Genomic DNA, 22,203 nt, shown 5'->3' on the forward strand with positions numbered 1-22,203 from the left:
GGATGGGGGCGGTGGCCAACGGGTCCTCGCCACGCTCCGACACGTGCTCGCGCATGCCGGAGAGAAACGACGGCGGCTACCCCGCCCCCCGTGGTGCCACGCGACCGGACCTTCGTCCGGTCGACGTCAGGAGCTTGTGAGGATGACGAGTTGCTGGGTCGCTCGGGTCATCGCGACATAACGGTCGACCCCTCCTTCGATGCCCTCGCCGAACGCCTCGGGGTCGATGAGGACGACCAGGTCGAACTCGAGCCCCTTCGACAGCTCCGGAGTCAGTGACCGTACGCGGGACGTCGCCCGGAAGGTGGGATCACCGATGACGCAGGCGATCCCGTCGGCATGCGCGGCGAGCCAGGTGTCGAGGATCGAGCCCAGGTCCGAGGTGGATCCGTGTACGACGGGGACGCCGCTGCCGCGGATGGAGGTCGGCACGTTGGCGTCCGGGAGCACGGCCCGGATGACCGGCTCGGCTTCCGCCATGATCTCTTCCGGGGTCCGGTAGTTGATGCTCAGGGAGGCCAGATTGATCCGGTCGAGCCCGATCCGTTCGAGGCGTTCCTGCCACGACTCCGTGAACCCGTGCCTGGCCTGGGCACGGTCCCCGACGATGGTGAAGCTCCGGGACGGGCAGCGCAGCAGCAACATCTGCCACTCCGCGTCGGTCAGTTCCTGGGCCTCGTCCACGACGATGTGGGCGAACGGGCCGGCGAGCAGGTCCGGTTCGGTGCTGAGCAGCGCGGCCTCGTCGACCAGGGCGTCCCGTAGGTCCTGTCCGCGAAGCATCGTCACCGCGCCTTCACCGTCGTCATCGGCCTCGAGCAGGTTGTCGACGACGCCGGCCATGCGCTCGCGTTCGGCGGCGACGGAGGCCTTCTGCCGGCGCTTGCGTCGTGACGCCTCCGGGTCACCGAGGCGTTGCCGGGCCGCGTCCAGGAGCGGCAGGTCGGACACCGTCCAGGCCTGGGCGTCCGCGCGCCGCAGTCGCCGAACGTCGTCGACGCTGAGCCAGGGAGCGCACATCCGCAGGTAGGCGGGGACCGTCCACAGGTCTCCGACGAGGTCAGCCGCTTCGATCAGCGGCCACGCGCGGTTGAAGACCGTCAGCAGTTCCCTGTTCCGCAGCAGCGACTTGCGGAGCAGGTCGGGCGAGATGTCCTCATCGTCGTGCTTGTCGGCCAGGATCGTGAGCAGCTCCTCCCAGATCTGGTCGCGTGCCTCGTTGTGCGGAGTGCCGGGTTCCGCCGCTTCGAACGCCTCGGCCCAGTCGTCGGCGCTCAGCCGGATGTCGGACCAGGGGGTCGTGACCGTCATCCCCTTGGTGGGCGGGTTCTCGTAGAACCTGACGGCCGGCTCGATCGCCTTCACCAGGTCCGCGGACGACTTCAGGAGGGCCACGTCCGGGTCGGGCTCGATCGCGGCCGCGGCTCCCTCGGCGACGAGGTCCCGCAGCGTGCAGGTCTGTACGCCCTCCTCTCCGAGGCTGGGCAGGACGTCGGCGACGTAGGCCAGGTAGGGCTGGTGCGGACCGACGAACAGCACCCCGCCCCGGCGGTGACCGAGGCGAGGGTCGGAGTAGAGGAGGTAGGCCGAGCGGTGCAGGGCGACGACGGTCTTCCCCGTACCCGGACCGCCGTCGACGACGAGCGCGCCGCTGGATCCCGCGCGGATGATGGCGTCCTGGTCGGCCTGGATGGTGCCGAGCACGTCTCGCATCCGGGCCGACCGGTTGCCGCCCAGGCTGGCGATGAAGGCGGACTGGTCGTCGAGCGCGGCGTGCCCTTCGAACCCGTCCGAGGTGAACACCTCGTCCCAGTAGTCGCTGATCAGGCCCCGGGTCCAGCGGTACCTGCGGCGGCTCGCCAGACCCATCGGGTTGCCATGGGTGGCTCCGAAGAACGGCTCGGCCGCGGGGGAGCGCCAGTCGAGCAGCAGCCGGCGGCCCGCGCTGTCCGTGAGGCCGAGTCGTCCGATGTACACGGGCTCGGGGTCGTCCGCGCTGACCATGTGCCCGAGGCACAGGTCCAGACCGAAGCGCCTCAGTGCGCGCAGGCGAGCGGTCAGCCGGTGGACCTCCAGGTCCCGGTCCAACGCCTGCCGGCCCTTGCCGCCGGGCGCCTTGCGCGCGGCGTCGAGACGGTCGGACAGGTCGGCGATCGCCTGCTCAAGGCTGTCCGCGATGGCCGCGAAGTGCTGCTCGTCGCCGGCGATCAGCTTCGGGTCGGCCTTGGGAGAGAGGTGGTCGGGAAGATCAAACGCGCTGGTGGTCAGCGGGTTCACGTGATTGGCTCCGATTTCGCGCTCCCATTTCCGCAGGTTCTGGCCTTACGGTCGGCAATCATGCGGCACGACCGGGGTCTTGCCGCAAGCCCCCCGGTGCGCTATAGGTTGAGAGTGGAAGGGAGTGGATCGTCCCCTTTCCCGTTATGGTCCGCCGGTGTCACTGCTCCTGGCGTAGACACACATAGTCCGCTACGACGCGATCGGTGACGACCTGTTACGTCCGGTAATTCTTCCCCACGGGCTTGCCGGGGATCGGCTTGGCGATAAGAGCGACAGGGATGAAGAAGCAGATCTGGCTGATCGCCAGGGTCAGCGACCAGAGTGCCTTGTCGTCGTAGTGAGCGGATGCCCTGGCGTACAACTCGTCGGGAACGCGTTCCCCGAACGGGTTCGGGGTGAGGACGGCCTCCAGGACCTCCAGCGCGACCCGTTCGGCATCGGTGAAGTAGGGGGCGTCCCGCCATGACGCCACGGCGGTGATGCGCTCCTCTGTCTCCCCGGCCTTGCGGAGGAGGCCGGTCTGCCGGACGGTATGGTACGTGGCGCCGACGATCTGCCCGGCGCGGAGCTGCACCAGACCGACGGTAATCTGCGGAATCGAACCGTTCATAACGGCCCTGGACATGGCCCCGGCGATGATTCCCACCTCGGGAAAGAACTGGGTGGGGTAGGGCAGACGCGACCGAAGGTCGTCCTGAGCGGGCATCGCGAGGTCTTCCTCTCTCGATTTCAGCGGTGTTTCAGTAGCCGACGACACAACCGCCGGGAATGTGAGGCGACGCGCCGACCTCACAGTTCAGGGCGCTGTTTCGTCGAACGGGTGAGGGCCGCCGCGACCAAGGGAGCCGACGACACCATGACCACCCCAGACCCGAGCCTGAGCGCGATCATGAGCGAGCGGCGTCAGCTGATCAATCTGGCGTACCGGCTGCTCGGCTCCCTGGCCGATGCCGAGGATGTCGTCCAGGAGACCTACACCCGCTGGTACGCCATGTCCCGGCAGCAGCAGGACGCCATCGAATCGCCCGGCGCCTGGCTGACGACGGTGGCCAGTCGCATCTGCCTGGACCTGCTCGGCTCGGCCCGGGCCCGGCGGGAGCGCTACGTGGGCGAGTGGATCCCCGAGCCGCTGCCCGATCGTACGGAGTGGATCAGCGCGCGGCTGGGCGGCACCGCGGTCGACCCGGCCGAACGGGTCACTCTCGACGAGTCGATCAACATGGCCTTCCTCGTCGTGCTCGAATCGATGACCCCGGCCGAACGCGTCGCGTTCATCCTGCACGACGTCTTCTGTCACTCATTCGCCGAAGTGGCGGAGATCGTCGGCCGTACGCCTGCGGCCTGCCGTCAGCTGGCCTCGTCGGCCCGCCGTCGCATTCGTACGTCGCAGCAGGCTCCCGCGACTCCGGCGGTGCGGCAGGCCGGCATCGTCCGGGACTTCAAGCAGGCCTGGCAGGCCAAGGACATCGCCGCCCTCATCAGCCTGCTCGACCCGGACGCCACGGCGATCGCCGACGGCGGCGGCCTGGTCAGCGCCGTACTCCGGCCCATCCAAGGCAGCGAGCACATCGCGCGCTACGCCATCGACATCGCCAGTTTGGCGAGCGACATGGCGATCCTGGAGCGTACGGTCAACGGCCAGCCCGGCCTGATCGGTCAGCGGGACGGCGTCACCGTGATGGTGATGGCGTTCGACGTCGCAGGCGACCGGATCAAGCACATCTGGACGATCCGCAACCCCGAGAAGCTCCGGCCGTGGACCGCGGGGCCACAGCACTAGAGACGAGCAGGATCGGAGAAGCGCAGGTCATCGAGCCGTAGCTAGTGTGGATGGCTATGGACCTCACCATTCACACAAGCGTCCTCCCGCATGACGACCCGGACGCCGCCCTGGCCTTCTACCGCGACACCCTCGGCTTCGAGGTACGCAGCGACGTCGGGCAGGGCACGATGCGCTGGATCACGGTTGGCCCCGTCGGCCAGCCCGGCACGTCCATCCTCCTGGCACCGCCGGCCGCCGACCCCGGCATCACCGAGGACGAGCGCCGCACCATCGCCGAGATGATGGCCAAGGGCACCTACGGCTGGATCCTGCTGGCCACCCGGGACCTCGACGGCACCTTCGAGCAGCTGCAGGCTGGCGACGCCGAGGTCGTCCAGGAGCCGACGGAGCAGCCGTACGGCGTCCGCGACTGCGCCTTCCGCGATCCCGCGGGCAACCTGGTCCGCATCCAGGAACTCCGCTGAGCCGTACTTCGAGGAAAGGAGTTCTCTCATGTGCCATCCCGCATGGGGGCGCGCGCTCACCGCGGCACAGCGCCTGAACGATCTCGCCCGGCTGCGCCGCGTCCGCGATCGGATCGATCGGGAGTACGCGCAACCGCTGGACGTCGAGGCGCTGGCCCGCGGCGTGCACATATCGGCCGGGCATCTCAGCCGGCAGTTCCGGCTCGCGTACGGCGAGTCTCCGTACTCCTATCTGATGACGCGGCGCATCGAGCGCGCGATGGCGCTGCTGCGTCGTGGCGACCTCAGCGTCACCGAGGTCTGTTTCGCGGTCGGCTGCTCGTCGCTGGGCACGTTCAGCACCCGCTTCACCGAGCTGGTCGGCATGCCGCCCAGCGCCTACCAACGCCAGGCGGCGGGCGCCGCGGCGGGGATGCCGTCGTGCGTGGCGAAACAGGTGACGCGACCGGTCAGGAATCGAGAAGCGCCGGTCATCGAGCCGCAACTAGCGTGACGGTCATGACTTCCATCGCATCCCTCACTCTCGAAGTGGCCGACACCGAGGCCGCCGGCCGCTTCTACACCGCCTTCGGTCTGGGCGCTCATGTGCGCCTGCGGGCCTCGGAGGGGCCGGCGACCGGCTTCCGTGGGTTCGTGCTGTCGCTCACGGTGTCCCAGCCGGCCACCGTCAACGCCTTCATCGGCGCCGCTCTCGACGCCGGGCCTGCCTCCCAGCAGTTCGACGAGATGGTGCTCCTGCTGGGCGCCACCGAGCCGAGTCCGGTCAAGCTGGCGCTGTACGGGCGCCGTGCCCTCGCCAAGGACGTCGGCGTCCCCATGGACGGCACCGGATCGCACCGGATCACGCTCGGCAGCGATGCCGGGTCCTTCATCGACCCGGACGGCTTCGCGTGGGAGGCCGCGGCATGACCGGCGCACCGCCGCGTGAGCTCGAGGAGCGGCTGCGGGACACTCGCGCGAGACTGGAGACCGACGTCGATCTCTGGGTCGCGACGCCGGGCGCCGCGGGCGTCCACCTCATCCCGCTCTCCTACCTCTGGGACGGGACCGCGTTCCTCATCTCGACGCCGAGCGCCTCGGTCACCGGCCGCAACCTGCTGGCGGACGGCCGGGTACGACTCGGCCTCGGGCCGACGCGCGACGTCGTGGTCGTCGACGGCACCGCCGAGCCGGTGAACCTCGCCGACCTCGCCCCGGAGACGGGCGACGCGTTCGCGGCCAAGACCGGTTTCGACCCGCGCGAACTCGACGACCCCTACCAGTACTTCCTGATCCGGCCACGGCGCATCCAGGCCTGGCGGGAGGCGAACGAGTTGCGGGGCCGCGACCTCATGCGCGATGGCCGCTGGCTCGGCTGACCGCCGCTGGCTCACGGATCGTTCATGGGTGAGATCGCCGCACCGGCCGACAGCAGCCTCTCCGCCAGCGCCCGACAGCGCTCCCCGAGCTCCGGAGGGTCGAGCACTTCGAAGTCGTGCCCCAGCAGGACCATGTGCATGAGCACGAAGTCGAGGCTGCCGGCGCCACTGAGCACTTCGCAGAGCTCGTCGCCGCGCGGCCGTACGACCGCCGCCGACGCCGGAATCTGCGCCCGCACCGTGTCGGCGGGCGCGTGCACGAGGAACCGCGCCTGGTGCCGGTAGACCCGGCTCGCCACACTCTCCTGTACGTACGTCGCCGCGTCGGGCGCCGCGCGCGGGCGGAAGTGCCAGGTCCGGGCGGACACGTCAGTCATCCGGTCGACGCGGAAGCTGCGCCAGTCGTCGCGATCGAGGTCGTAGGCGAACAGGTACCAGCGCCGGTCGGAGGCGACCAGGCGGTAGGGCTCGATCCGCCGCCGTCGCACCTCGCTTCCGGACGGATAGCCGAAGCCGGCCTCGACCTCGTCGCGGCAGGCTCTGGCCAGCGTCATGAGCATCTCGGAGTCGACCGGCGTACGGCCGCCGCCGAAGGACTCCACCGAGCCGGAGAGCGCGCGCACCTCGTGCCGCAACCGGCTGGGCAGCACCTGGTCGAGCTTGGTCAGCGCCCGGAGCGCGGCGTCGCCGGCGCCGGCCACCGCGCCACCCGCGCCGGCGAGCAGCGAGACGGCGGTGGCGATCGCCTCCTCGTCGTCGAGCAGCAGCGGCGGCAGGTCCTGCCCCGGGCCGAGCTGGTAGCCGCCGCCGACACCCTGGCTGGCATGCACCAGATAGCCGAGTGTGCGCAGCCGCTCGACATCACGCCGTACCGTGCGCGGCGTGACCCCGAGCCGTTCGGCGAGCTCGGGGCCGGTCCAGACCTGGCGCTGCTGCAGCAGCCCGAGCAGGGTGAGCACTCGCTCCGTCGTTCCCCGATCTTCACCGCTCGCCACGTCCATGTCCCACACCCTGCCAGAGATAGCGGACCGATCCTGTCCGCCAGGGGTGTCAGGGTGGCTCCATGGACGCAGACGAACTCGACTGGAACCACACGCTGCGCGAGCAGTGGGACTTCCATTGGAACCACCAGGTCCGAGCCCGGCTCGACGGCCTCACCGACGAGGAGTACTTCTGGTCGCCGGTGCCGGATGCCTGGAGCGTGCGGCCGCGTGGCAGCTCGACGGCGCCCGTACAGGCCGGTGCCGGGGACTTCACGCTGGACTACGCCTTCCCGCAGCCGGTCCCCGCGCCCTTCACCACGATCGCCTGGCGACTCGGTCATGTCATCGTCGGCGTGCTCGCCATGCGCAACGCGGCGCACTTCGGCGCGCCGGCGACGTCGTACGACACCTGGGAGTACGCTGGCCGCGCGGCCACCGCGCTCGACCAGCTCGAGGTCCAGCTCGACCGCTGGCTGGCCGGGGTACGCGGCCTGGGCGAGGCCGGGCTCCAGGTCCCGGTCGGCGCGAAGGAACCCTACCCTGAGGCGTCCACGGCCGATCTGGTGCTGCACATCCACCGCGAGCTGATCCACCACCTGTCCGAGGTCTGCCTGCTGCGCGACCTCTACCTGCACACGAACGGAGCAACTCTGTGAGCCGCCACATCCAGGTCACCTTCGACGCCCACGACCCGAGAGCGCTGTCGTCCTTCTGGCGCGACGTACTGGGCTACGTCCACCCCGCCCCGCCCGGCGTCGACCTGCCCGAGGGCGCCGACCCGCTGGCCGCGTGGGACGACTTCCTCGCGCGGATCGGCGTACCGGAGGACCAGCGCAACACGAGATCGGCCATCGAGGACCCGGACGGGGTGGGCCCCCGGCTGTTCTTCCAGCAGGTGCCGGAGGACAAGGTGGCCAAGAACCGCGTCCACCTCGACGTCCGCGCGGCCCCCGGACTGCAGGGAGCGGAGCGGATGGCGGCGCTGGAGGCCGAGTGCGACCGGCTCGTCGCGCTGGGCGCGACGCGGGTACGTCGTTACGAGCCCGAACCTCCGATGAGCGGGGGCAACATCGTGATGACCGACCCCGAGGGCAACGAGTTCTGCCTGGACTGACCTGGCTCAGATGTAGTCGCGGACGGTACGCGCAGGACCGCCCCTCCTCCGTCCTGTTCTTCAACGACATGGGCCACCTGCCCACCGACCTGCGGTGGACAGGCTTCCCGCCGGAGCTACGCCTCTAGAGAATGTGGTCGGCGCATTGTCAGTCACGGTCGGGGTTGCGTCGTGGCCATGTGTCGAAGTGGAGAGCCGGCGGGTTCGCGAATTCAGTGGCCTTCTTCACGCAGTCAGGGCAGATGGGTTGCTTGACCGATCTGGCCACGGCCTCCGCTGTCGGTTCGCGGAGGGTGCCCAACACGGTCATGCCGGGAAGAAGACCGGTCTCGGGGTCGATCATGGCCGTTGTGACGGTTGCCGGGGTGAAGCGGAAGGTGCGCTTGCACGTGTAACAACTGCCGATGGTCGGGATCTGTTCGTCTCCCATGGTGTCCATTCTCCTCCCTCGCACCGTCCTCTCGAAGGTCCGGCCGAATTCGTGGGCGGGCGGGCTTTGCATGAGCATGCGTTTCAATGCATACTCTCTCTCATGTCCAAGGTTCTCACCTCCCTGCCCACCGGCGAGCGTGTCGGCATCGCTTTCTCTGGCGGTCTCGACACCTCGGTCGCTGTCGCGTGGATGCGCGACAAGGGCGCCGTCCCCTGCACCTACACCGCCGACATCGGCCAGTACGACGAGCCCGACATCGCCTCGGTGCCCGGTCGTGCGGTGGCGTACGGGGCCGAGATCGCGCGCCTGGTCGACTGCCGGGCGGCGCTGGTCGAGGAGGGCTTGGCCGCGCTCGCCTGCGGTGCGTTCCACATCCGTTCGGCCGGGCGCCCCTACTTCAACACCACGCCGCTGGGTCGGGCCGTCACGGGGACGCTGCTGGTGCGGGCGATGCTCGAGGACGACGTGCAGATCTGGGGCGACGGCTCGACGTTCAAGGGCAACGACATCGAGCGGTTCTACCGCTACGGCCTGCTCGCGAACCCGCACCTGCGCATCTACAAGCCCTGGCTCGACGCGGACTTCGTGTCCGAGCTCGGCGGCCGCAAGGAGATGTCGGAGTGGCTGCTGGCCCACGGCCTGCCCTACCGTGACAGCACCGAGAAGGCCTACTCGACCGACGCCAACATCTGGGGCGCCACCCACGAGGCCAAGACCCTGGAGCACCTCGACAACGGCATCGAGACCGTGGACCCGATCATGGGCGTGCGGTTCTGGGATCCCGACGTCGAGATCGACGCCGAGGACGTGACCATCGGCTTCGACCAGGGCCGGCCGGTGACGATCAACGGCAAGGAGTTCGCCACCCCGGTCGACCTGGTGATGGAGGCCAACGCGATCGGTGGACGGCACGGCATAGGCATGTCGGACCAGATCGAGAACCGGGTGATCGAGGCCAAGAGCCGCGGCATCTACGAGGCGCCCGGGATGGCGTTGCTGCACGCGGCCTACGAGCGGCTGGTCAACGCGATCCACAACGAGGACACCCTGGCCAACTACTACAACGAGGGACGGCGGCTCGGCCGGTTGATGTACGAGGGCCGCTGGCTCGACCCGCAGGCGCTGATGATCCGGGAGTCGCTGCAGCGCTGGGTCGGCACGGCGATCATCGGCGAGGTGACGCTGCGGCTGCGGCGCGGTGAGGACTACTCGATCCTGGACACCTCCGGCCCGGCCTTCAGCTACCACCCGGACAAGCTGTCGATGGAGCGCACCGAGGACTCGGCGTTCGGCCCGGTGGACCGGATCGGCCAGCTCACCATGCGCAACCTGGACATCGCCGACTCACGCGCCAAGCTTGAGCAGTACGCAAGCCTCGGCATGGTCGGCACCACCCACCACGCGCTCATCGGCATCCCCGCGGCGGCCTCGACCGAGCTGATCGGCGCGATGCCGGAGGGTGGCGCCGAGGCCATCGCCTCCCGCGGTGAGGTCTCCGACGAGGACGAGATGCTCGACCGCGCCGCGATGGAGCTCGGCACCGACTGACCGGCTGATCTCAGGCGATCTCAGGTGGAGAACGCCGCCGGGTTGCGGCGTTCGGCGGCGGCCCGGCTGCGGCGTGCGTACATGATGGTCCAGGTCACGAGCGCGGCCGTGACCGCGATGGGCAGCACCGTGGAGATCAGGACCATCGTCGAGGTGGACAGCACGTACGACAGGACGACCCGTGCGACCGCCTCGGCGAGGTACACCACGCCCCACACGAGGGTGAGGACGCGCTGCGTCCGGCGGAAGCCGGCGTACTGCCAGAGGTCGTTCCACTTGGCCAGCCCCTCCTCGGTGCCGTCGGTGCCGAACTTCCGGCCGAAGTAGAACATCAACGGGCGGGGCATCAGCAGCGACCCGAGCAGCACCAGGCCGAACAGACCGGTGGCCGCCGAGTCCTTGACCAGCACCATTTCCTCGCTGCGGAACACCAGCGCACTCAGCACGCCGAGCCCGACCACGAGCAGCGCGAGCACGCCGAAGTCGTCGACGCGACGCTTGATCAGGAAAATGCCGAGCACCTCGACGGCCGGCCAGACCCCGGAGATCGTGAGCGCGGCGATGGTCGACACCCCGCGGTCGGTCAGCATCGTGTACGTCAGGAAGGGCAGGACGACGTTTAACACGATCGTCGGTCCCCAGTTCAGCGCTATTGTCCGGAACCGTGCCATCAGACCCTCCTGGTATGTCGAATAAACTCACGACCGTGACCAGAAATGTATCATCGGACTGGTCGCTCACACGACCTTCGCGTGGGCGCTCAGTCGCGCTCGTCCCGTTCCTCTTCGGTGTCTCCGGGCGGCCGGAGCTGTCCGGCACCGCGCTGACCCGCCTGTTGGGAGATCTCGGCCTGACCGAGGCGGCGGCGCGCGCCCTTGTCGCCCGGATGCGGCGCGACGGCCAACTGGTCAGCGAGCGGCGCGGCGGTGGCGCGCACTACCGGCTGGCCGGCGCCATGGCCGCCGGCTTCGCGCAGATCCGGCGTGGCGCCTCGAACGAGCCCCCACCGTGGACGGGGCACTTCCACGCGCTGCTGTACCAGGTGCCGGAGAGCGAGCGCGCCTACCGTGACGCGCTGCGCCGGGCCGCGCTGCTCACTGGCTACGGTCTGCTCCAGCAGGGCGTGCTCATCGCGCTCACCGACCGCGCCGCCCACCTCGGTGACCTGCTCACCCCGCCGGAAGGCGTCCGGCTGCATCGGGCCACCCTCGCGATGGCGGAGGCGGACGCCGCCCACGCCGCGTACGACGCCTGGGATCTCGGGGCGCTGAGCGACACGTACACCCAGCATGCCGAGGCCCTTGAGACGGCGGTCCGCACGGCCCCGGACGGGCTTCGGGCGGACGCGGCGGCGCTGAGTACGTTCAGCCGGCTGCTCAGCACGGCCCTGGTCGACACCCTGCGCGCGCCGCGGCTGCCGGAGCCGCTGCGGCCGGCCGGGTGGGCGCTGCCCCGGCTGTTCGCCGCGGTCGGCGAGGTGCAGCGGGTCTACGGCGCCCCGGCCGTCACGTACGTGCGCCAGGTGCTGGAGGAGGACTGACCAGAGCAGGAGGCGTGCCGAACGTGCCCTCCCGGCGTACGGTGTGCCAGCGCAGCCGTACGCCCAGCACCGCGGTCGCCAACGACTGGATCACCACGAGATACAGGAGCTGACGGTAGACGAACTGCTGCAGCGGCAGCACCCACAGCGCCGAGGCCCGCTCACCGTCCAGGCGTAGCGCGTACCAACCGGTCAGCGCCTGCACCGCGACGAACCCGGCCCACACCGCGACCACCGGCAGCGGATCGCCCACGGCGGTGCTGTAGATCGCCATGAGGTCGACGACGGGTGCGAGCAGCGGCAGCAGCACCTGGAACAGCGCCAGGTAGCCGAGGCAGCGGCGACCGAACGGATCCTTGTCGAGCACGGCGCGCCGATGCTTCCACATCGCCTGCATGGTGCCGTAGCACCAGCGGTAGCGCTGCTTCCACAGCTGGCCGAGCGAGGTCGGCGCCTCGGTCCAGGCCAGCGCCTTCTCCTCGTAGACCACCCGCCAGCCGGCCCGGCACAGCGCCATCGTGAGGTCGGTGTCCTCCGCCAGGGTGTCGGTGCTGACGCCGCCCAGGGCCACCAGCGCCGAGCGGCGGAACGCCCCGATCGCGCCGGGTACGGTCGCCATGCAGTCGAGCTGTTCGAAGGCGCGCCTGTCGAGGTTGAACCCGATGACGTACTCGATGTGCTGCCAGCGTCCGATCATGCCCCGCCGGTTGCCGACCTTGGTGTTGCCGCTCACCGCGCCGACCGTGGGGTCGGAGAGCTGGCGTACGAGCCGGCCGATGGTGGCGGGTTCGAAGACCGTGTCGCCGTCCACCATGATGAGCAACTCGTGACCGGCCTGCGCGATGCCGGTGTTGAGCGCGGCGGGCTTGCCCCCGTTGGGCTGGCGGATCACCCGTACGTTGGCGAACCCCAGCCCCGCGGCCAGTTCGGCGGTCGAGTCGGTCGAGCCGTCGTCGATGACGAGGATCTCCACCGGACCTGGATAGGCGGTGTCGGCCAGCGAGCGTACCGTCGCCTGAATCCCGGCCTCCTCGTTGTAGGCGGGCACGATCACCGTCACCGGCGGAGGCGCGGGCCAGGCGGGCGCGCGTCCCCTTCGCCGCCGTCCACCTCGGGTACGGCGAGCATGCACCCACGCGAGCACGGCGAAGAAGACGAGCCGCGCCAGAGTGAGCGCGCCCGCGGCGACCAGCACCCACGACAGCGCGCCGGTGAACCAGCCGGATGCCCGCTGGGCCACGTTCAGGGCGGAGCCGACGAACCGCTCCACGCCGCCGGCCGGCTGTTGCGCCGACGGCATGCCGAGGGCCTTGGTCACCGTGACCGCCCGGTAGCCCTTGCCCGTGAGCTCCTTCAGGACCAGATCGACGGCCTCGACGGTCTGCTTCCTGTCGCCACCCGAGTCGTGCATCATGACGATCGCGCCTCGGCCCCCGGCCGGGAGCGACGAGGTCACGATCTTCCGGGTGCCGGGGCGGCTCCAGTCCTTGGTGTCGAGATCCGTGAGCGTGACGAGGTACCCCTCGCCCGCCAGCGTCTTCATGCTCTCCCACTGCGGGCCGGTGATCGCCGCGGGTGTCGACGAGTACGGCGGGCGCACCAGCGTGGTGTGCAGTCCTGTCGCTCCCGCCAGCGCCTTCTGCGTCAGTGACAGCTCCAGCCTGAGCCGCCAGCCGGGAACCGCCGCCAGGTCCGCGTGCGCGTAGGTATGGTTGCCCAGCTCATGGCCTTCCGCGACGATCCGCCGCGCCAGTTCGGGGTGTTCGGCGACCTTCGAGCCGACGGTGAAGAACGTCGCCTTGGCGCCGTACTTCTTCAGGGCGTCGAGCACCGCCGGGGTCCAGGCCGGATCCGGGCCGTCGTCGAAGGTGAGGGCGATCGTCCTGTCCGGCAGGCGAGCGCTGGAGGCCTCGCCACCGGTGAGGTTGAGCACGGGTCCGCCGCGCCGGATCTCCGCGAGCTGCCGGGAAGGGTGGTCGGCGGTGGGTGGGACGGTGCGTGTCTCGCCGACGACGTTGGTCACGTACCCGTTGAGTACGAGCGCGAAGGCCGCCAGCAGCATGCCGATGGCCAGCAGGAACCAGTGGCCTCTGGGATCGGCCCGCTTGCCGGGCGGCGGCGTGGGCGCCGCGACGGGGTGCCGGCTCTCCCCCTGGACTGCGGCGGGATCCTGCCAGGCCGAAACGGGCGCGTGTGGCCAGACCCGCTTGTCCTGCGGATCGGCGAGGCCGCTCACTTCTTCGGCCCCTTCGTCCGGTCCGGGTCGAGCCCCGGCGGCGTCTTGTTCTGGCCGGGCGGCAGATCGGCACTCGAGGTGGGATCGGCGGTGGGCTCGGTCGCCGGTTCGGTGGTCGGCCGCGTGCTCGGTTTCACACTGGGCGACGGCTGCTGTGGCGGGGTCCGGTCGGTCTCGGGCGCCACCGACCGTACGGTGGACCTGGTGGCGCGTGGGGTGGGGCGGGCCGACGTACGGGTCGCCGACGGGGTGGGCCGCCTGGTCATGCTCATCCGAGGCGTCGCCGAAGGATCGGGCGAAGCCGTGCTGCCCATCCCTCCTGGGCGATCGCCCGGCCATCCGTTCACCGACAGCGTCGTGGTGGAGAACAAGCCGCCGATGACGACCGCGAGCAGCGCGATGGCCAGCACGCCCGACGCGATCGAGCCGATCATGATCAGCCGTCGCCGGCGACCGCTCTGGTCGACGAAGACGGCTGTCGTCTGGTGTTGCTCAGGGGACACATCGGGAAATGGTAGTGACCAGATGTGACTTGTGGGGTAATTGGCCGTGATCAACCGGCCGCGCGCAGTGCTGAGCAAAAGGCGCAGAAGCCGGTATGCGTAACTTCCGGCTAATACGATCTTGCGAGAAGTGACTCTTTGTGGTCTATCGGGGACGGATGGTGATGGCGTTGCCTTCGGACGAGTCGGCTCGGATATACGACCGGGTGGCGATCAAGAGGCTCGGCGACGCGCTTGTCGACGACACCACCGGGACGTCTCCCGTGTCGCATCTGGAAGAGGCCGGCGGCTTTCCGCCGAATATGCGGCTCGGCTGGGGTGCGTTGGGTGTGATTGGGTTTCCGTTGACCCAGGAGCACGACAAAATAGTCGCCGCCGCCGAGTGGAAGCTGGGCGACATGGCCCAATCATTGCACGGTCATAGAGACGAGCTGTATACGGCATCCGGAAACGTGGACACCGCGGAAGTGGAGAACATAGAAAATGTCCGACGCATTTAAACTCCCCATTCCGGGTGGCACGCCCAGTCCGTACGAGCCCGGCGACGGCGGCGATCTGCGGTGGATGCAGCTGACGGCACTCGCTGAATGGACGTTCGCCGCCGTCTTGTTGCCGTCGCTGCAGAAGTACGTGCTCAAGTACGCCCTCACGATCCCGGCGGATCCGCAGTTGCTGCACAAGGCAGCGGATGGCTGGAGTGCCATCAGCAGCAGCGTGTCCGCCTCCGGCGCGTCCATGCGGGATCAGCACGATAATGTGTCGGCGGCCAGTTGGCAGGCGATGGATCGAGCCGCTTTCGGGGAGAAGGTCGACGAGTACGACACGGGCTCGCAGACCGCCGCCAACTCCGCGCATCGTCTCGCGTTGATCCTCAGAGTGCTGGCCAACCTCTGGACCGCGTGGATCTACCTCAATTTCACGAGTGCCACGTTCACGGCGGCGCTCGCGCTCTCCGGGACACTCGGCGGAGGAGGGTGGTTCTACGGCCAATGGAAGGCGCAATCGCTGGCCCTCTCGATGGAGCAGCGGATCATGGTGTTGTTCAAAAAGGTTCTGTGGGAGTTCTTCATGCTGCTGACGGCGTGCGGGGCCGCCTGGGGGTACGACAAGACCCTGACAGACGGCCTGAAGTAACGGGTGCGGCGACACCGCCACGCGGGTCCCCGGTCAGTAGCCGAACTCCTTGCGCATGCGGTCCAGTTCGCCCATCGTGTCGGTCATCATCCGGTCGAACGCTTTCTGCGCCTCCTCGACCTGCGCACTTGCGGCTTCCGGGTCGCCGGTCGGGTTCAGGACGTCCCCGTCGAACGAATCCGCCAGGATCTCCGAGAGTTGACGCTTGAGGTCGGCGTCGGCCTCGTGAATCGCCTGGAGGATCGCCGCGGACATCTCCTCGACGCTCATGCGCTTGGCCCGGGGGTCGATATCGAGTCTGCTCACCCCGGAGGCGGTGCACTCGACCGCGATATGGTCGCCGGCGGTGGTGGCCCGGCCGACCGCGTCGGCGGCCCTTTTCTGTGCCTCCGTGAAACGCGCCACCCGCTTCTGTGAATCCCGCAGTAACGCGTCGACATTCATGTTCGCGAAATCGCCGAAGCCATGTGCCGCCACGTGCCCTACCTCCACTTGAATGCCCAGGCATCACCATATCGACCCGCCGCGGGGTTTTAACAAGACACCGCGTGTTAAATCCGTTCGGCCAGTTGCCGGGCGAGGGTCAGTCCCGTGAGGACCGGGTTGACCGACCCGACCGTCGGGAACAGCGACTGGTCGCAGGCGTAGGCGTTCCGTACGTGGTGGAAGCGCCCGATCGGGTCGGTCACCGAGGTGGCCGGATCGTCGCCCATCCACAGCGTGCCGGACTCGTGGTAGGTCGTACCGAGGCCGCGGTGCCATTCGGGGAACGGCCGGTCGAGGGGGAACGGCGCCGCGTGCCACGCGTTGTCGTACAGGTACTGGATCTGGTCCGGTGAGCCGGCCACCGCCCGGGCGATGGCGAGCGCCGCGGTGTCCATGGCCTGCCAGACCTGCTCGTCCCGTGGATCGAGCGTGATGTGCAGGTAGGCGCGCGGGATGCCGTACTCGTCGACTTCGTGCGGACTGAGATTGATCCAGCTCTTGTCCGGATCCGGTATCACGGTCGTCCGGTCCCCTTGCATCTCGCCGATGCAGCGCAGGGTGACGGTGATCCACTCGGGATCGGTGTTGGCCAGCTGCCGATCGAGCAGGTCGATGTCGGGGAGCATGCGGAACAGGAGTTCGTCGGATCCGCCCTGGCTCGTCGACGCGGTGACCTGGATGTGGAAGCGGCCGGCGGGCGCCAGCCCGCGCAGGAGCAGCGCGCCCGTCTGGACGTGGTCCGGCACCGGCGGCAGGGCCGTCCGGCGGATCCTGACGGTGAAGTCGCTGCGTACGTGCGCCATCAGATTGCGGCCCATGAGCGGGGTGGGGAACGAGCACAGAGCGAGCCGGGTGGTCTCCACCGCACTCGCGGCCAGGATCACGGCACAGTCGGGGGAGACCTGAAGGGATTCCGGCTGCCCGGCGGCGTCGACGTCGATCCTGGTCACCGCGCCGTCCGCCGTGTGCGCCCTGATGACGTGCGCCAGGGGCACCACGAACAGCCGGCGATCCGCGTCGCGTCCCCCGGAGGCGGCCACGTCCTCCCGGACCGCGTCCATCAGCATCGGCAGGCTGCTGTACTTGTCGAAGCTGAAGAGCCCGGACACCGGCGAGTCTCCCTGTACGGCGAGCGGCGCGACCTCGACGCCACGATCGCCGATGCCGGTCTCGAACCCCGGCGTCACCGAGGCGGCGCTCGCGAACGCCTCGGACAGCGTCGTGCAAAGCTCTCCCGCGATGAAATCGGTGGCGGGCACGACGCCGATCTCGCTCTCCACCTCCAGGTAGTTGCCCTCCAGGTACGCGGCCGTCGACGCCGGCCAGCGCCCCAGATCACTCGCCGTGAGCCGCGGGCACCAGCCGCCCCAGTACAGGGACTTGCCGCCGGTGCAGTACGCCAGCCCGGGAAAGTCGACGTTGCCCCGCCACGGCAGCCCCCACACCAACTCCCTCGGCACGCGGGGATCGGCGTTGGGCGAGATGGGAGCGGGGACGTTGAGCCCGATAGGGCCCAGGTTCTGTACGTGCTCGGAGACCAGGAAGGGACCGGCGTCCAGCAGCAGCACCCGCTTGCCCGGGTGCCGCCGGTAGATCTTGGTCGCGCAGTAGGCCCCGTACATGCCGCCGCCGATCACCACCGCCGAGAACGGCGGCCCGCCGCTGCCCGTCGCCTCTTGCCAGGTGCTGCAGATGAAGCGGCCGAGAACGTCGAGCGAGAAGCTCGTCTTCTGGACGTCCACCGGCTGACCGGAGGGAACCAGTTCGGGAAGGGCCATGGACAAGTAGACCCCGCGAACGTCCTTCCCGCAATCCTCGGGGCGGATCCGGCGATCCGCCCCGGATCCGGACTATTCTCCGCTTGCCCGTTCGGCCGCGCTGATCTCGACGCAGAACTCGTTTCCGGCCGGGTCCGCCATGACCACCCAGCCCCGGCCGTTCGGCTTGCGGCGGTCGTCGACGACGGTCGCGCCGAGCGCGGACAGCCGCTCGACCTCCCGGTCTCGTGACTGATCCGGTTCGAGGTCGAGGTGCAGCCGGTTCTTGACCGACTTCTTCTCCGGTACGCGGACGAACAGCAGGGTCGGCTGACCGGCGGGCACCGCTAGGGCCACCTCGTCGTCGCCCGGCTCGTCTGTCGGGTCGATCGGCTGCCCGAGTACGTTGCTCCAGAACTCCGCGAGCTCGTACGGTTCGTACGGCTCCGCGCAGTCAACAGTGATGTGTCGGATGATGGAGGTCATCTGAATCCCATGCTTGGTGAGGACACTGGTGGTCATGCGGAACGGCTCCCGAATCTCAGCCCCCGCACCTCCAGAAATCGCCGACCGATCACAGTGCCCAACCGGACCCTAGCATCGTCAGAGCTCCATCAACCCCGCCGGCGTGGGGCGGAAGCCGCACTGGGCGTAAAAGCCTTCGAGATGGGGCTCGTAGTCCACGTGCAGCCAGTCGGCGCCACGGGACTTCGCCTCATCAGCGGCCGCGCGGACCAGGTCCACCCCGAGCCCCGCTCTGCGCTCATCGGGATGCACGGTGGTGTCCAGGATGAAGGCGTGGACGCCGCCGTCCGTGGCCACGTTCACGAAGCCGACCAGCCGGTCTCCCCGATGGGCGGCGATCCAGCAGAGGCTGCGGGCGAGCGTGCGGGCGAACGAGGTGTCGTCGTGTCCGGGCCAGGAGGCCGCGAAGAGGTCGTTGAGGTCGTGGTCGGTGAGGGGCGGGCACACGGTGAGCGTGATGCCAGGTGGCGGCGTCATGATCGAAAAGCTACCTGAGCGCGTCCACCGGCTCCATTCTGGCCGCGCGCAGCGCCGGGTACAGGCCGGCCAGCAGGCCCACCACGGCTCCGGCGATGGGAGCCCCGATCGCCAGCCGTACGTCGAGCAGGGGCGTCCACTGCTTGGCGGCCGAGACGGCGACGACGGCGACCACGCCGACGCTCGCGCCGATCACCCCGCCGGCCAGCCCGATCAGCGTCGACTCCAGCAGGAACTGGGCGGCGATGTGCCGGCGGGCCGCGCCCAGCGAGCGGCGCAGGCCGATCTCGGCGACGCGTTCCATCACGGTGACGAGCGTGACGTTGGCGATGCCGACCGCGCCCACCACGAGCGAGACCAGTCCGAGGATCAGGAAGAGCGCGTTGACGTCGTCCTGCGCCTGGTCGCGCGCCCGGGTGGGGCTGGGCGGGGCGACCACCTGGAGCATGTCGCCGTTGCCGGGGGAGAGCGCGTCCGGCGCCTGCCCGGCGATCAGGTCGGCGGCGCCCAGACTGGTGTTGACCAGCACCCTGGTCACGTCACGTAGCCCGAACTGCTTGCCCACCGTGGGCGGCACCATGACGGCGGTGCTCAGGTTCCGTTCGCGGCGCAGGTCGCCCAGGATGCCGATGACGGTGTACGCGTGCTTGCCGATGAAGATCGCCGGAGCCCGGTCGAGGCGGGTGATGCCGAGCAGTTTGGCCGCCTGGTCGCCGAGCACGGCCACCCGGTCCGCGCGCCGGATGTGACCGGCGTCGTAGAACCTGCCCCGCACGATCCGGCCCCTGGCGGCCTCGGGCAGGCCGGTGGTGGCGGCCAGCACGGTCAGGGTCTGCGTGGTGACGCTGGTCGGGTCGACGAGGTCGTTGGAGCGTACGGACAGGTTGGAGCTGTCCTTGCTCTCGGCCACCGCCGCCGCGGAGACCACGCCGCGCAGCCTGGTCAGCCGATCGAGCGAGTCCCAGGCGACCAGCGGCACGTTCGTGCTCTCGGGCACCTCGACCGTGATGGCCGTGGCGACCAGCTCGTCGAAGCGCCCGACGATCTGGTTGCCCGCGGTGGCGGCCACGCCGAGCGTGATGACCAGTGTGGTGATGCCCAGCACGGTGCCGAGCGTGGTGAGCGCGGAGCGCACCGGCCTGGCGAGCATGCCCGCGACCGCCTCGCCGGCCAGGTCTCGTACGTGCATCACGCCTCCTCCACCAGCACGCCGTCGGTGATCCTGACCCGGCGGCCGGCCCGCGTGCTGACCTCCCGCTCGTGCGTGATGACCACGATCGTCAGCCCCTGCTCGCGCAGCTCGTCGAACAGGTCGAGCACCGCCTCGGTGTTGCGGCTGTCGAGGTTGCCGGTGGGCTCGTCGCACAGCAGCAGGGACGGCCCGCCCATCAGGGCCCTGGCCATGGCCGCGCGCTGGCGTTCGCCGCCGGACAGGCGGTCGGGCAGGAAGTTCACCCGGTGGCCGAGCCCGACCCGGTCCAGCGCCGCCAGCGCTCGCTCGCGCCTGCCCTTGCGCGGGTGCCCGCCGTAGATCTCCGCGAGCATCACGTTCTCCACGACGCTGCGGTGGGCGAGCAGGTGGAAGGACTGGAAGACGAAGCCGATGCGGTCGCCGCGCAGCCTGGTCCTGGCGCCGTCACGCAGGGCGGTGGTCTCGATGCCGTCCAGGCGGTAGCTGCCCGAGCTGGGCCGATCCAGCAGGCCCAGGACGTTGAGCAGGGTGGACTTGCCGGAGCCCGACGGGCCGACGATCGCCAGGTAGTCGCCGCGCGCCACCCCGAGCGAGACGTCGTCGAGCGCGCGGACCGGCGGCTCGGCGGGATACTCCCTGCGTACGGCGGTCAGCTCGATGACCTGCTCAGGCATCGCCGACCACCACCCGGTCGCCTTCATGGAGCGTGCCGCTGACCTCGACGTTTCCGTCGGCGGTCAGGCCGGTACGGACCTCGACCTCCTTGGTCTTGTCCGTGGCGTACTCCACCTGCACGCGCGCCTTGCCGTCGGCCCCCGTGACGACCGCGGCCACCGGCACCACCAGCACCGGCTCCTCGGTCGCCCCGACCGTCACCTTGGCCGTGACCGCGGTGCCCGACAGGCCCTTGAGCCCCTTCATCGAGCTCGGCGTGAGCAGGACCGGTTGGGTGTTCTCGGCGGCCTTCTCCTGGCCGGGCACCGTGGCCTTCTCGCCGACCGCAGTGAGCGTCGCCGGGTACGTCTTGCCCGAGTCGAGCTCGATGGCCGCGCTCATGCCCGGACGGAGCAGGTCGGACTCCGCGGCCTCGACCGTCCCCGTCACCATGAACGTCGAGCTGGTCACCGTCGCGACCTCGTTCTCGACGGCCTGGCCCGCCTTCACCCCGGTCTTCTGCACCCGGGCGGGCAGCTTCGGCAGGAACACGACCTCACCCGGGGGGATCGCCGTGCCGTAGGTCCTGCTGAACTCGGCCAGCAGCGACCTGGCCGCGCTCACGTCCTTGCTCGCGTCGGCGACCTTGAGCTTGGTGGGGGAGAGCTGCCGGGCCTGGCGCAGCGCCTGCTTGGCCGTGACCAGCCCGTCGTTCGCCGTGCGCACGGTCTTGCGCAGCTCCTCCAGCCGCTTGTCGCGGGCCTGCCGGGCCTCCTCCATGATGCGTCCGTACGCCTCGCGCGCCTGCTCCAGCTCGGCCCTGGCGTTGTCCACCCGCAGCTCCAGCAGGCTCGTGTCCGCCGTCGTCGTCTGAGGCGCAGGGGTAGCCGTCGGGGTGGTGGTCGGCTGGGACCTGGCCGCGGCCAGCGCCTGCTCGGCTTCGAGCAGCTTCTCCTCGGCCGCGCGTACGGCCGTGTCGGCCGTCGCCAGCTTGGTGTCGTCCTCCGGGGTGAGCCGCTGCCCCTCCGCCTCCTTCAGCGCGGCCCGCGCCGACTTCAGGTCCGCCTTGGCGTTGGCCAGTTTGACCTTCAGCGGCAGCACGTCACGCCCCTGGTCGAGCGTCTGCTTCTCGGTGGCGAGGGTCTCCTGCGCGGTCTGTACGGCCTTGCGCAACGTGTCGTAGGCCTGCCGGTCGGCCAGTGTGGGCTGCTGGGCCTCGTACCCCTTCTTCTTGTACATCCGGGTGACGGCGGCGATCGTGGCCCGGTCGAAGACCCCCGAGGCGGGACCGCCGAACCCGAGTCGGCGCAGCGCCTTCTGGAGCTGCTTGACGTCCTTGCCCTCGGTGCCCGGCCCGATCGTGCGGTGCATCGGCACGGAGCCGCGCAGCGCGAACACCGGGCGCCCGTTCACCTCCATGAACACCGCTCCTTCCGTCAGCCGGCCCTGGCGCGGCGCCCGGGTGACCCGCTGCAGCTCAGAGGTGCCGCCGACCACCCCGGCGAGGGTGAGGGGCACCGGCGAGCCGTAGGCGAGCGTGCCGCTGACGACGATCGTGCTGACCAGCTTGCGGCGCTCGACGGCGGCGGTGACGAGGGACGCCTTCGGCGCGGTACGGCGGGCGGCCTCGTCGGCCGGGGATCGCAGGCGGGTGCTCACGACCCAGCCGGCGGCGGCGATGACCACGACACCCGCGATGACGAAGGCGAGCAGCTTGCGGGGCGACTTCACCGTGC

General features: G+C 69.7%; 25 protein-coding genes. 11 read left to right on the forward strand and 14 right to left on the reverse strand.

Features of this window, described 5'->3' with window-relative positions; all coding sequences use genetic code 11:
• Window positions 1-126: 126 nt before the first annotated feature.
• Together helR and KME78_RS14230 are read right to left on the reverse strand one after the other, a co-directional pair.
• Window positions 127-2,277, reverse strand: coding sequence for an RNA polymerase recycling motor ATPase HelR (helR, locus tag KME78_RS14225; RefSeq protein ID WP_219529325.1), 2,151 nt, complete (start codon window positions 2,275-2,277; stop codon window positions 127-129).
• Between the two features lie 217 nt (window positions 2,278-2,494).
• Window positions 2,495-2,986 carry a carboxymuconolactone decarboxylase family protein gene (locus KME78_RS14230; protein WP_219529326.1) on the reverse strand — a complete coding sequence of 164 codons (492 nt, stop codon included), beginning with the start codon at window positions 2,984-2,986 and terminating at the stop codon, window positions 2,495-2,497.
• 150 nt (window positions 2,987-3,136) lie between these two features.
• Between KME78_RS14230 and sigJ the strand changes: the two genes are divergently transcribed.
• From sigJ to KME78_RS14255, 5 genes are read left to right on the forward strand one after another with little or no spacing between them, the layout of a single operon-like run.
• A complete protein-coding gene (gene sigJ / locus KME78_RS14235) occupies window positions 3,137-4,060 on the forward strand; it encodes an RNA polymerase sigma factor SigJ (protein WP_219529327.1) in 924 nt (307 codons plus the stop codon).
• Window positions 4,061-4,116: 56 nt separating this feature from the next.
• Entirely contained in the window at window positions 4,117-4,527 is a 411-nt protein-coding gene (locus KME78_RS14240; RefSeq protein WP_219529328.1) for a VOC family protein, read from the forward strand.
• Window positions 4,528-4,555: 28 nt separating this feature from the next.
• Window positions 4,556-5,020, forward strand: coding sequence for a helix-turn-helix transcriptional regulator (locus tag KME78_RS14245; protein WP_219529329.1), 465 nt, complete (start codon window positions 4,556-4,558; stop codon window positions 5,018-5,020).
• A gap of 5 nt (window positions 5,021-5,025) precedes the next feature.
• Window positions 5,026-5,436, forward strand: a complete 411-nt coding sequence (locus KME78_RS14250; protein ID WP_219529330.1) for a hypothetical protein — start codon at window positions 5,026-5,028, stop codon at window positions 5,434-5,436.
• Window positions 5,433-5,885, forward strand: coding sequence for a pyridoxamine 5'-phosphate oxidase family protein (locus tag KME78_RS14255; protein ID WP_219529331.1), 453 nt, complete (start codon window positions 5,433-5,435; stop codon window positions 5,883-5,885). The genes KME78_RS14250 and KME78_RS14255 overlap by 4 nt, the downstream gene beginning before the upstream one ends.
• 11 nt (window positions 5,886-5,896) lie before the next feature.
• On the opposite strand, the gene KME78_RS14260 is transcribed toward KME78_RS14255, so the two are convergent.
• Window positions 5,897-6,886, reverse strand: coding sequence for a helix-turn-helix transcriptional regulator (locus tag KME78_RS14260; protein ID WP_219529332.1), 990 nt, complete (start codon window positions 6,884-6,886; stop codon window positions 5,897-5,899).
• Window positions 6,887-6,948: 62 nt separating this feature from the next.
• On the opposite strand from KME78_RS14260, the gene KME78_RS14265 reads away from it, so the two are divergent.
• Both KME78_RS14265 and KME78_RS14270 read left to right on the forward strand, forming a co-directional pair.
• Window positions 6,949-7,524: a DinB family protein gene (locus KME78_RS14265; RefSeq protein ID WP_219529333.1), complete on the forward strand. Its 576-nt coding sequence runs from the start codon at window positions 6,949-6,951 to the stop codon at window positions 7,522-7,524.
• Window positions 7,521-7,982, forward strand: coding sequence for a VOC family protein (locus tag KME78_RS14270; protein ID WP_219529334.1), 462 nt, complete (start codon window positions 7,521-7,523; stop codon window positions 7,980-7,982). Before KME78_RS14265 ends, KME78_RS14270 begins: the two co-directional genes overlap by 4 nt.
• 148 nt (window positions 7,983-8,130) lie before the next feature.
• Here the strand turns inward: KME78_RS14270 and KME78_RS14275 are convergent, their stop codons facing one another.
• Window positions 8,131-8,499 (reverse strand): hypothetical protein, encoded by a 369-nt coding sequence (locus KME78_RS14275; protein ID WP_219529335.1) that lies wholly within the window; start codon window positions 8,497-8,499, stop codon window positions 8,131-8,133.
• Window positions 8,500-8,514: 15 nt separating this feature from the next.
• Here KME78_RS14275 and argG point away from each other — a divergent pair, with 15 nt between their 5' ends.
• Window positions 8,515-9,963 carry an argininosuccinate synthase gene (gene argG, locus KME78_RS14280; protein ID WP_219529336.1) on the forward strand — a complete coding sequence of 483 codons (1,449 nt, stop codon included), beginning with the start codon at window positions 8,515-8,517 and terminating at the stop codon, window positions 9,961-9,963.
• A gap of 20 nt (window positions 9,964-9,983) precedes the next feature.
• Here the strand turns inward: argG and KME78_RS14285 are convergent, their stop codons facing one another.
• Window positions 9,984-10,589 carry a VC0807 family protein gene (locus KME78_RS14285; RefSeq protein WP_219529337.1) on the reverse strand — a complete coding sequence of 202 codons (606 nt, stop codon included), beginning with the start codon at window positions 10,587-10,589 and terminating at the stop codon, window positions 9,984-9,986.
• Between the two features lie 80 nt (window positions 10,590-10,669).
• Between KME78_RS14285 and KME78_RS14290 the strand changes: the two genes are divergently transcribed.
• On the forward strand, window positions 10,670-11,503 hold the full coding sequence (locus tag KME78_RS14290; protein ID WP_219529338.1) for a hypothetical protein: 834 nt from the start codon (window positions 10,670-10,672) through the stop codon (window positions 11,501-11,503).
• On the opposite strand, the gene KME78_RS14295 is transcribed toward KME78_RS14290, so the two are convergent.
• Together KME78_RS14295 and KME78_RS14300 are read right to left on the reverse strand one after the other, a co-directional pair.
• On the reverse strand, window positions 11,469-13,739 hold the full coding sequence (locus KME78_RS14295; protein ID WP_308126944.1) for a bifunctional polysaccharide deacetylase/glycosyltransferase family 2 protein: 2,271 nt from the start codon (window positions 13,737-13,739) through the stop codon (window positions 11,469-11,471). The two genes, KME78_RS14290 and KME78_RS14295, sit on opposite strands and share 35 nt — an antisense overlap.
• A complete protein-coding gene (locus KME78_RS14300) occupies window positions 13,736-14,242 on the reverse strand; it encodes a hypothetical protein (RefSeq protein WP_219529339.1) in 507 nt (168 codons plus the stop codon). The genes KME78_RS14295 and KME78_RS14300 overlap by 4 nt, the downstream gene beginning before the upstream one ends.
• Window positions 14,243-14,400: 158 nt before the next feature.
• On the opposite strand from KME78_RS14300, the gene KME78_RS14305 reads away from it, so the two are divergent.
• Window positions 14,401-14,742: a hypothetical protein gene (locus tag KME78_RS14305; protein WP_219529340.1), complete on the forward strand. Its 342-nt coding sequence runs from the start codon at window positions 14,401-14,403 to the stop codon at window positions 14,740-14,742.
• Between the two features lie 64 nt (window positions 14,743-14,806).
• Window positions 14,807-15,376, forward strand: coding sequence for a hypothetical protein (locus KME78_RS14310; RefSeq protein ID WP_219529341.1), 570 nt, complete (start codon window positions 14,807-14,809; stop codon window positions 15,374-15,376).
• 33 nt (window positions 15,377-15,409) lie between these two features.
• On the opposite strand, the gene KME78_RS14315 is transcribed toward KME78_RS14310, so the two are convergent.
• From KME78_RS14315 to KME78_RS14345, 7 genes are all read right to left on the reverse strand, one after another.
• Window positions 15,410-15,853 carry a YbaB/EbfC family nucleoid-associated protein gene (locus tag KME78_RS14315; RefSeq protein ID WP_219529342.1) on the reverse strand — a complete coding sequence of 148 codons (444 nt, stop codon included), beginning with the start codon at window positions 15,851-15,853 and terminating at the stop codon, window positions 15,410-15,412.
• Between the two features lie 74 nt (window positions 15,854-15,927).
• The gene (locus tag KME78_RS14320; RefSeq protein WP_219529343.1) at window positions 15,928-17,640 is read right to left on the reverse strand and encodes a GMC oxidoreductase; all 1,713 of its coding nucleotides are present in this window, start codon (window positions 17,638-17,640) and stop codon (window positions 15,928-15,930) included.
• Window positions 17,641-17,712: 72 nt separating this feature from the next.
• On the reverse strand, window positions 17,713-18,105 hold the full coding sequence (locus KME78_RS14325) for a VOC family protein (protein WP_219529344.1): 393 nt from the start codon (window positions 18,103-18,105) through the stop codon (window positions 17,713-17,715).
• A 117-nt stretch (window positions 18,106-18,222) separates the two neighbouring features.
• Window positions 18,223-18,621: a GNAT family N-acetyltransferase gene (locus KME78_RS14330; protein ID WP_219529345.1), complete on the reverse strand. Its 399-nt coding sequence runs from the start codon at window positions 18,619-18,621 to the stop codon at window positions 18,223-18,225.
• A 10-nt stretch (window positions 18,622-18,631) separates the two neighbouring features.
• Complete coding sequence (locus tag KME78_RS14335; RefSeq protein WP_219529346.1) at window positions 18,632-19,810, reverse strand: ABC transporter permease; 1,179 nt, start codon at window positions 19,808-19,810, stop codon at window positions 18,632-18,634.
• Entirely contained in the window at window positions 19,810-20,487 is a 678-nt protein-coding gene (locus KME78_RS14340) for an ABC transporter ATP-binding protein (protein WP_219529347.1), read from the reverse strand. Before KME78_RS14340 ends, KME78_RS14335 begins: the two co-directional genes overlap by 1 nt.
• Window positions 20,480-22,198 (reverse strand): peptidoglycan-binding protein, encoded by a 1,719-nt coding sequence (locus tag KME78_RS14345; RefSeq protein ID WP_308126945.1) that lies wholly within the window; start codon window positions 22,196-22,198, stop codon window positions 20,480-20,482. The genes KME78_RS14340 and KME78_RS14345 overlap by 8 nt, the downstream gene beginning before the upstream one ends.
• Window positions 22,199-22,203 lie beyond the last annotated feature (5 nt).

The sequence above is a fragment of the Nonomuraea guangzhouensis genome, assembly GCF_019396345.1.
GTDB classification, from domain to species: Bacteria; Actinomycetota; Actinomycetes; order Streptosporangiales; family Streptosporangiaceae; genus Nonomuraea; species Nonomuraea guangzhouensis.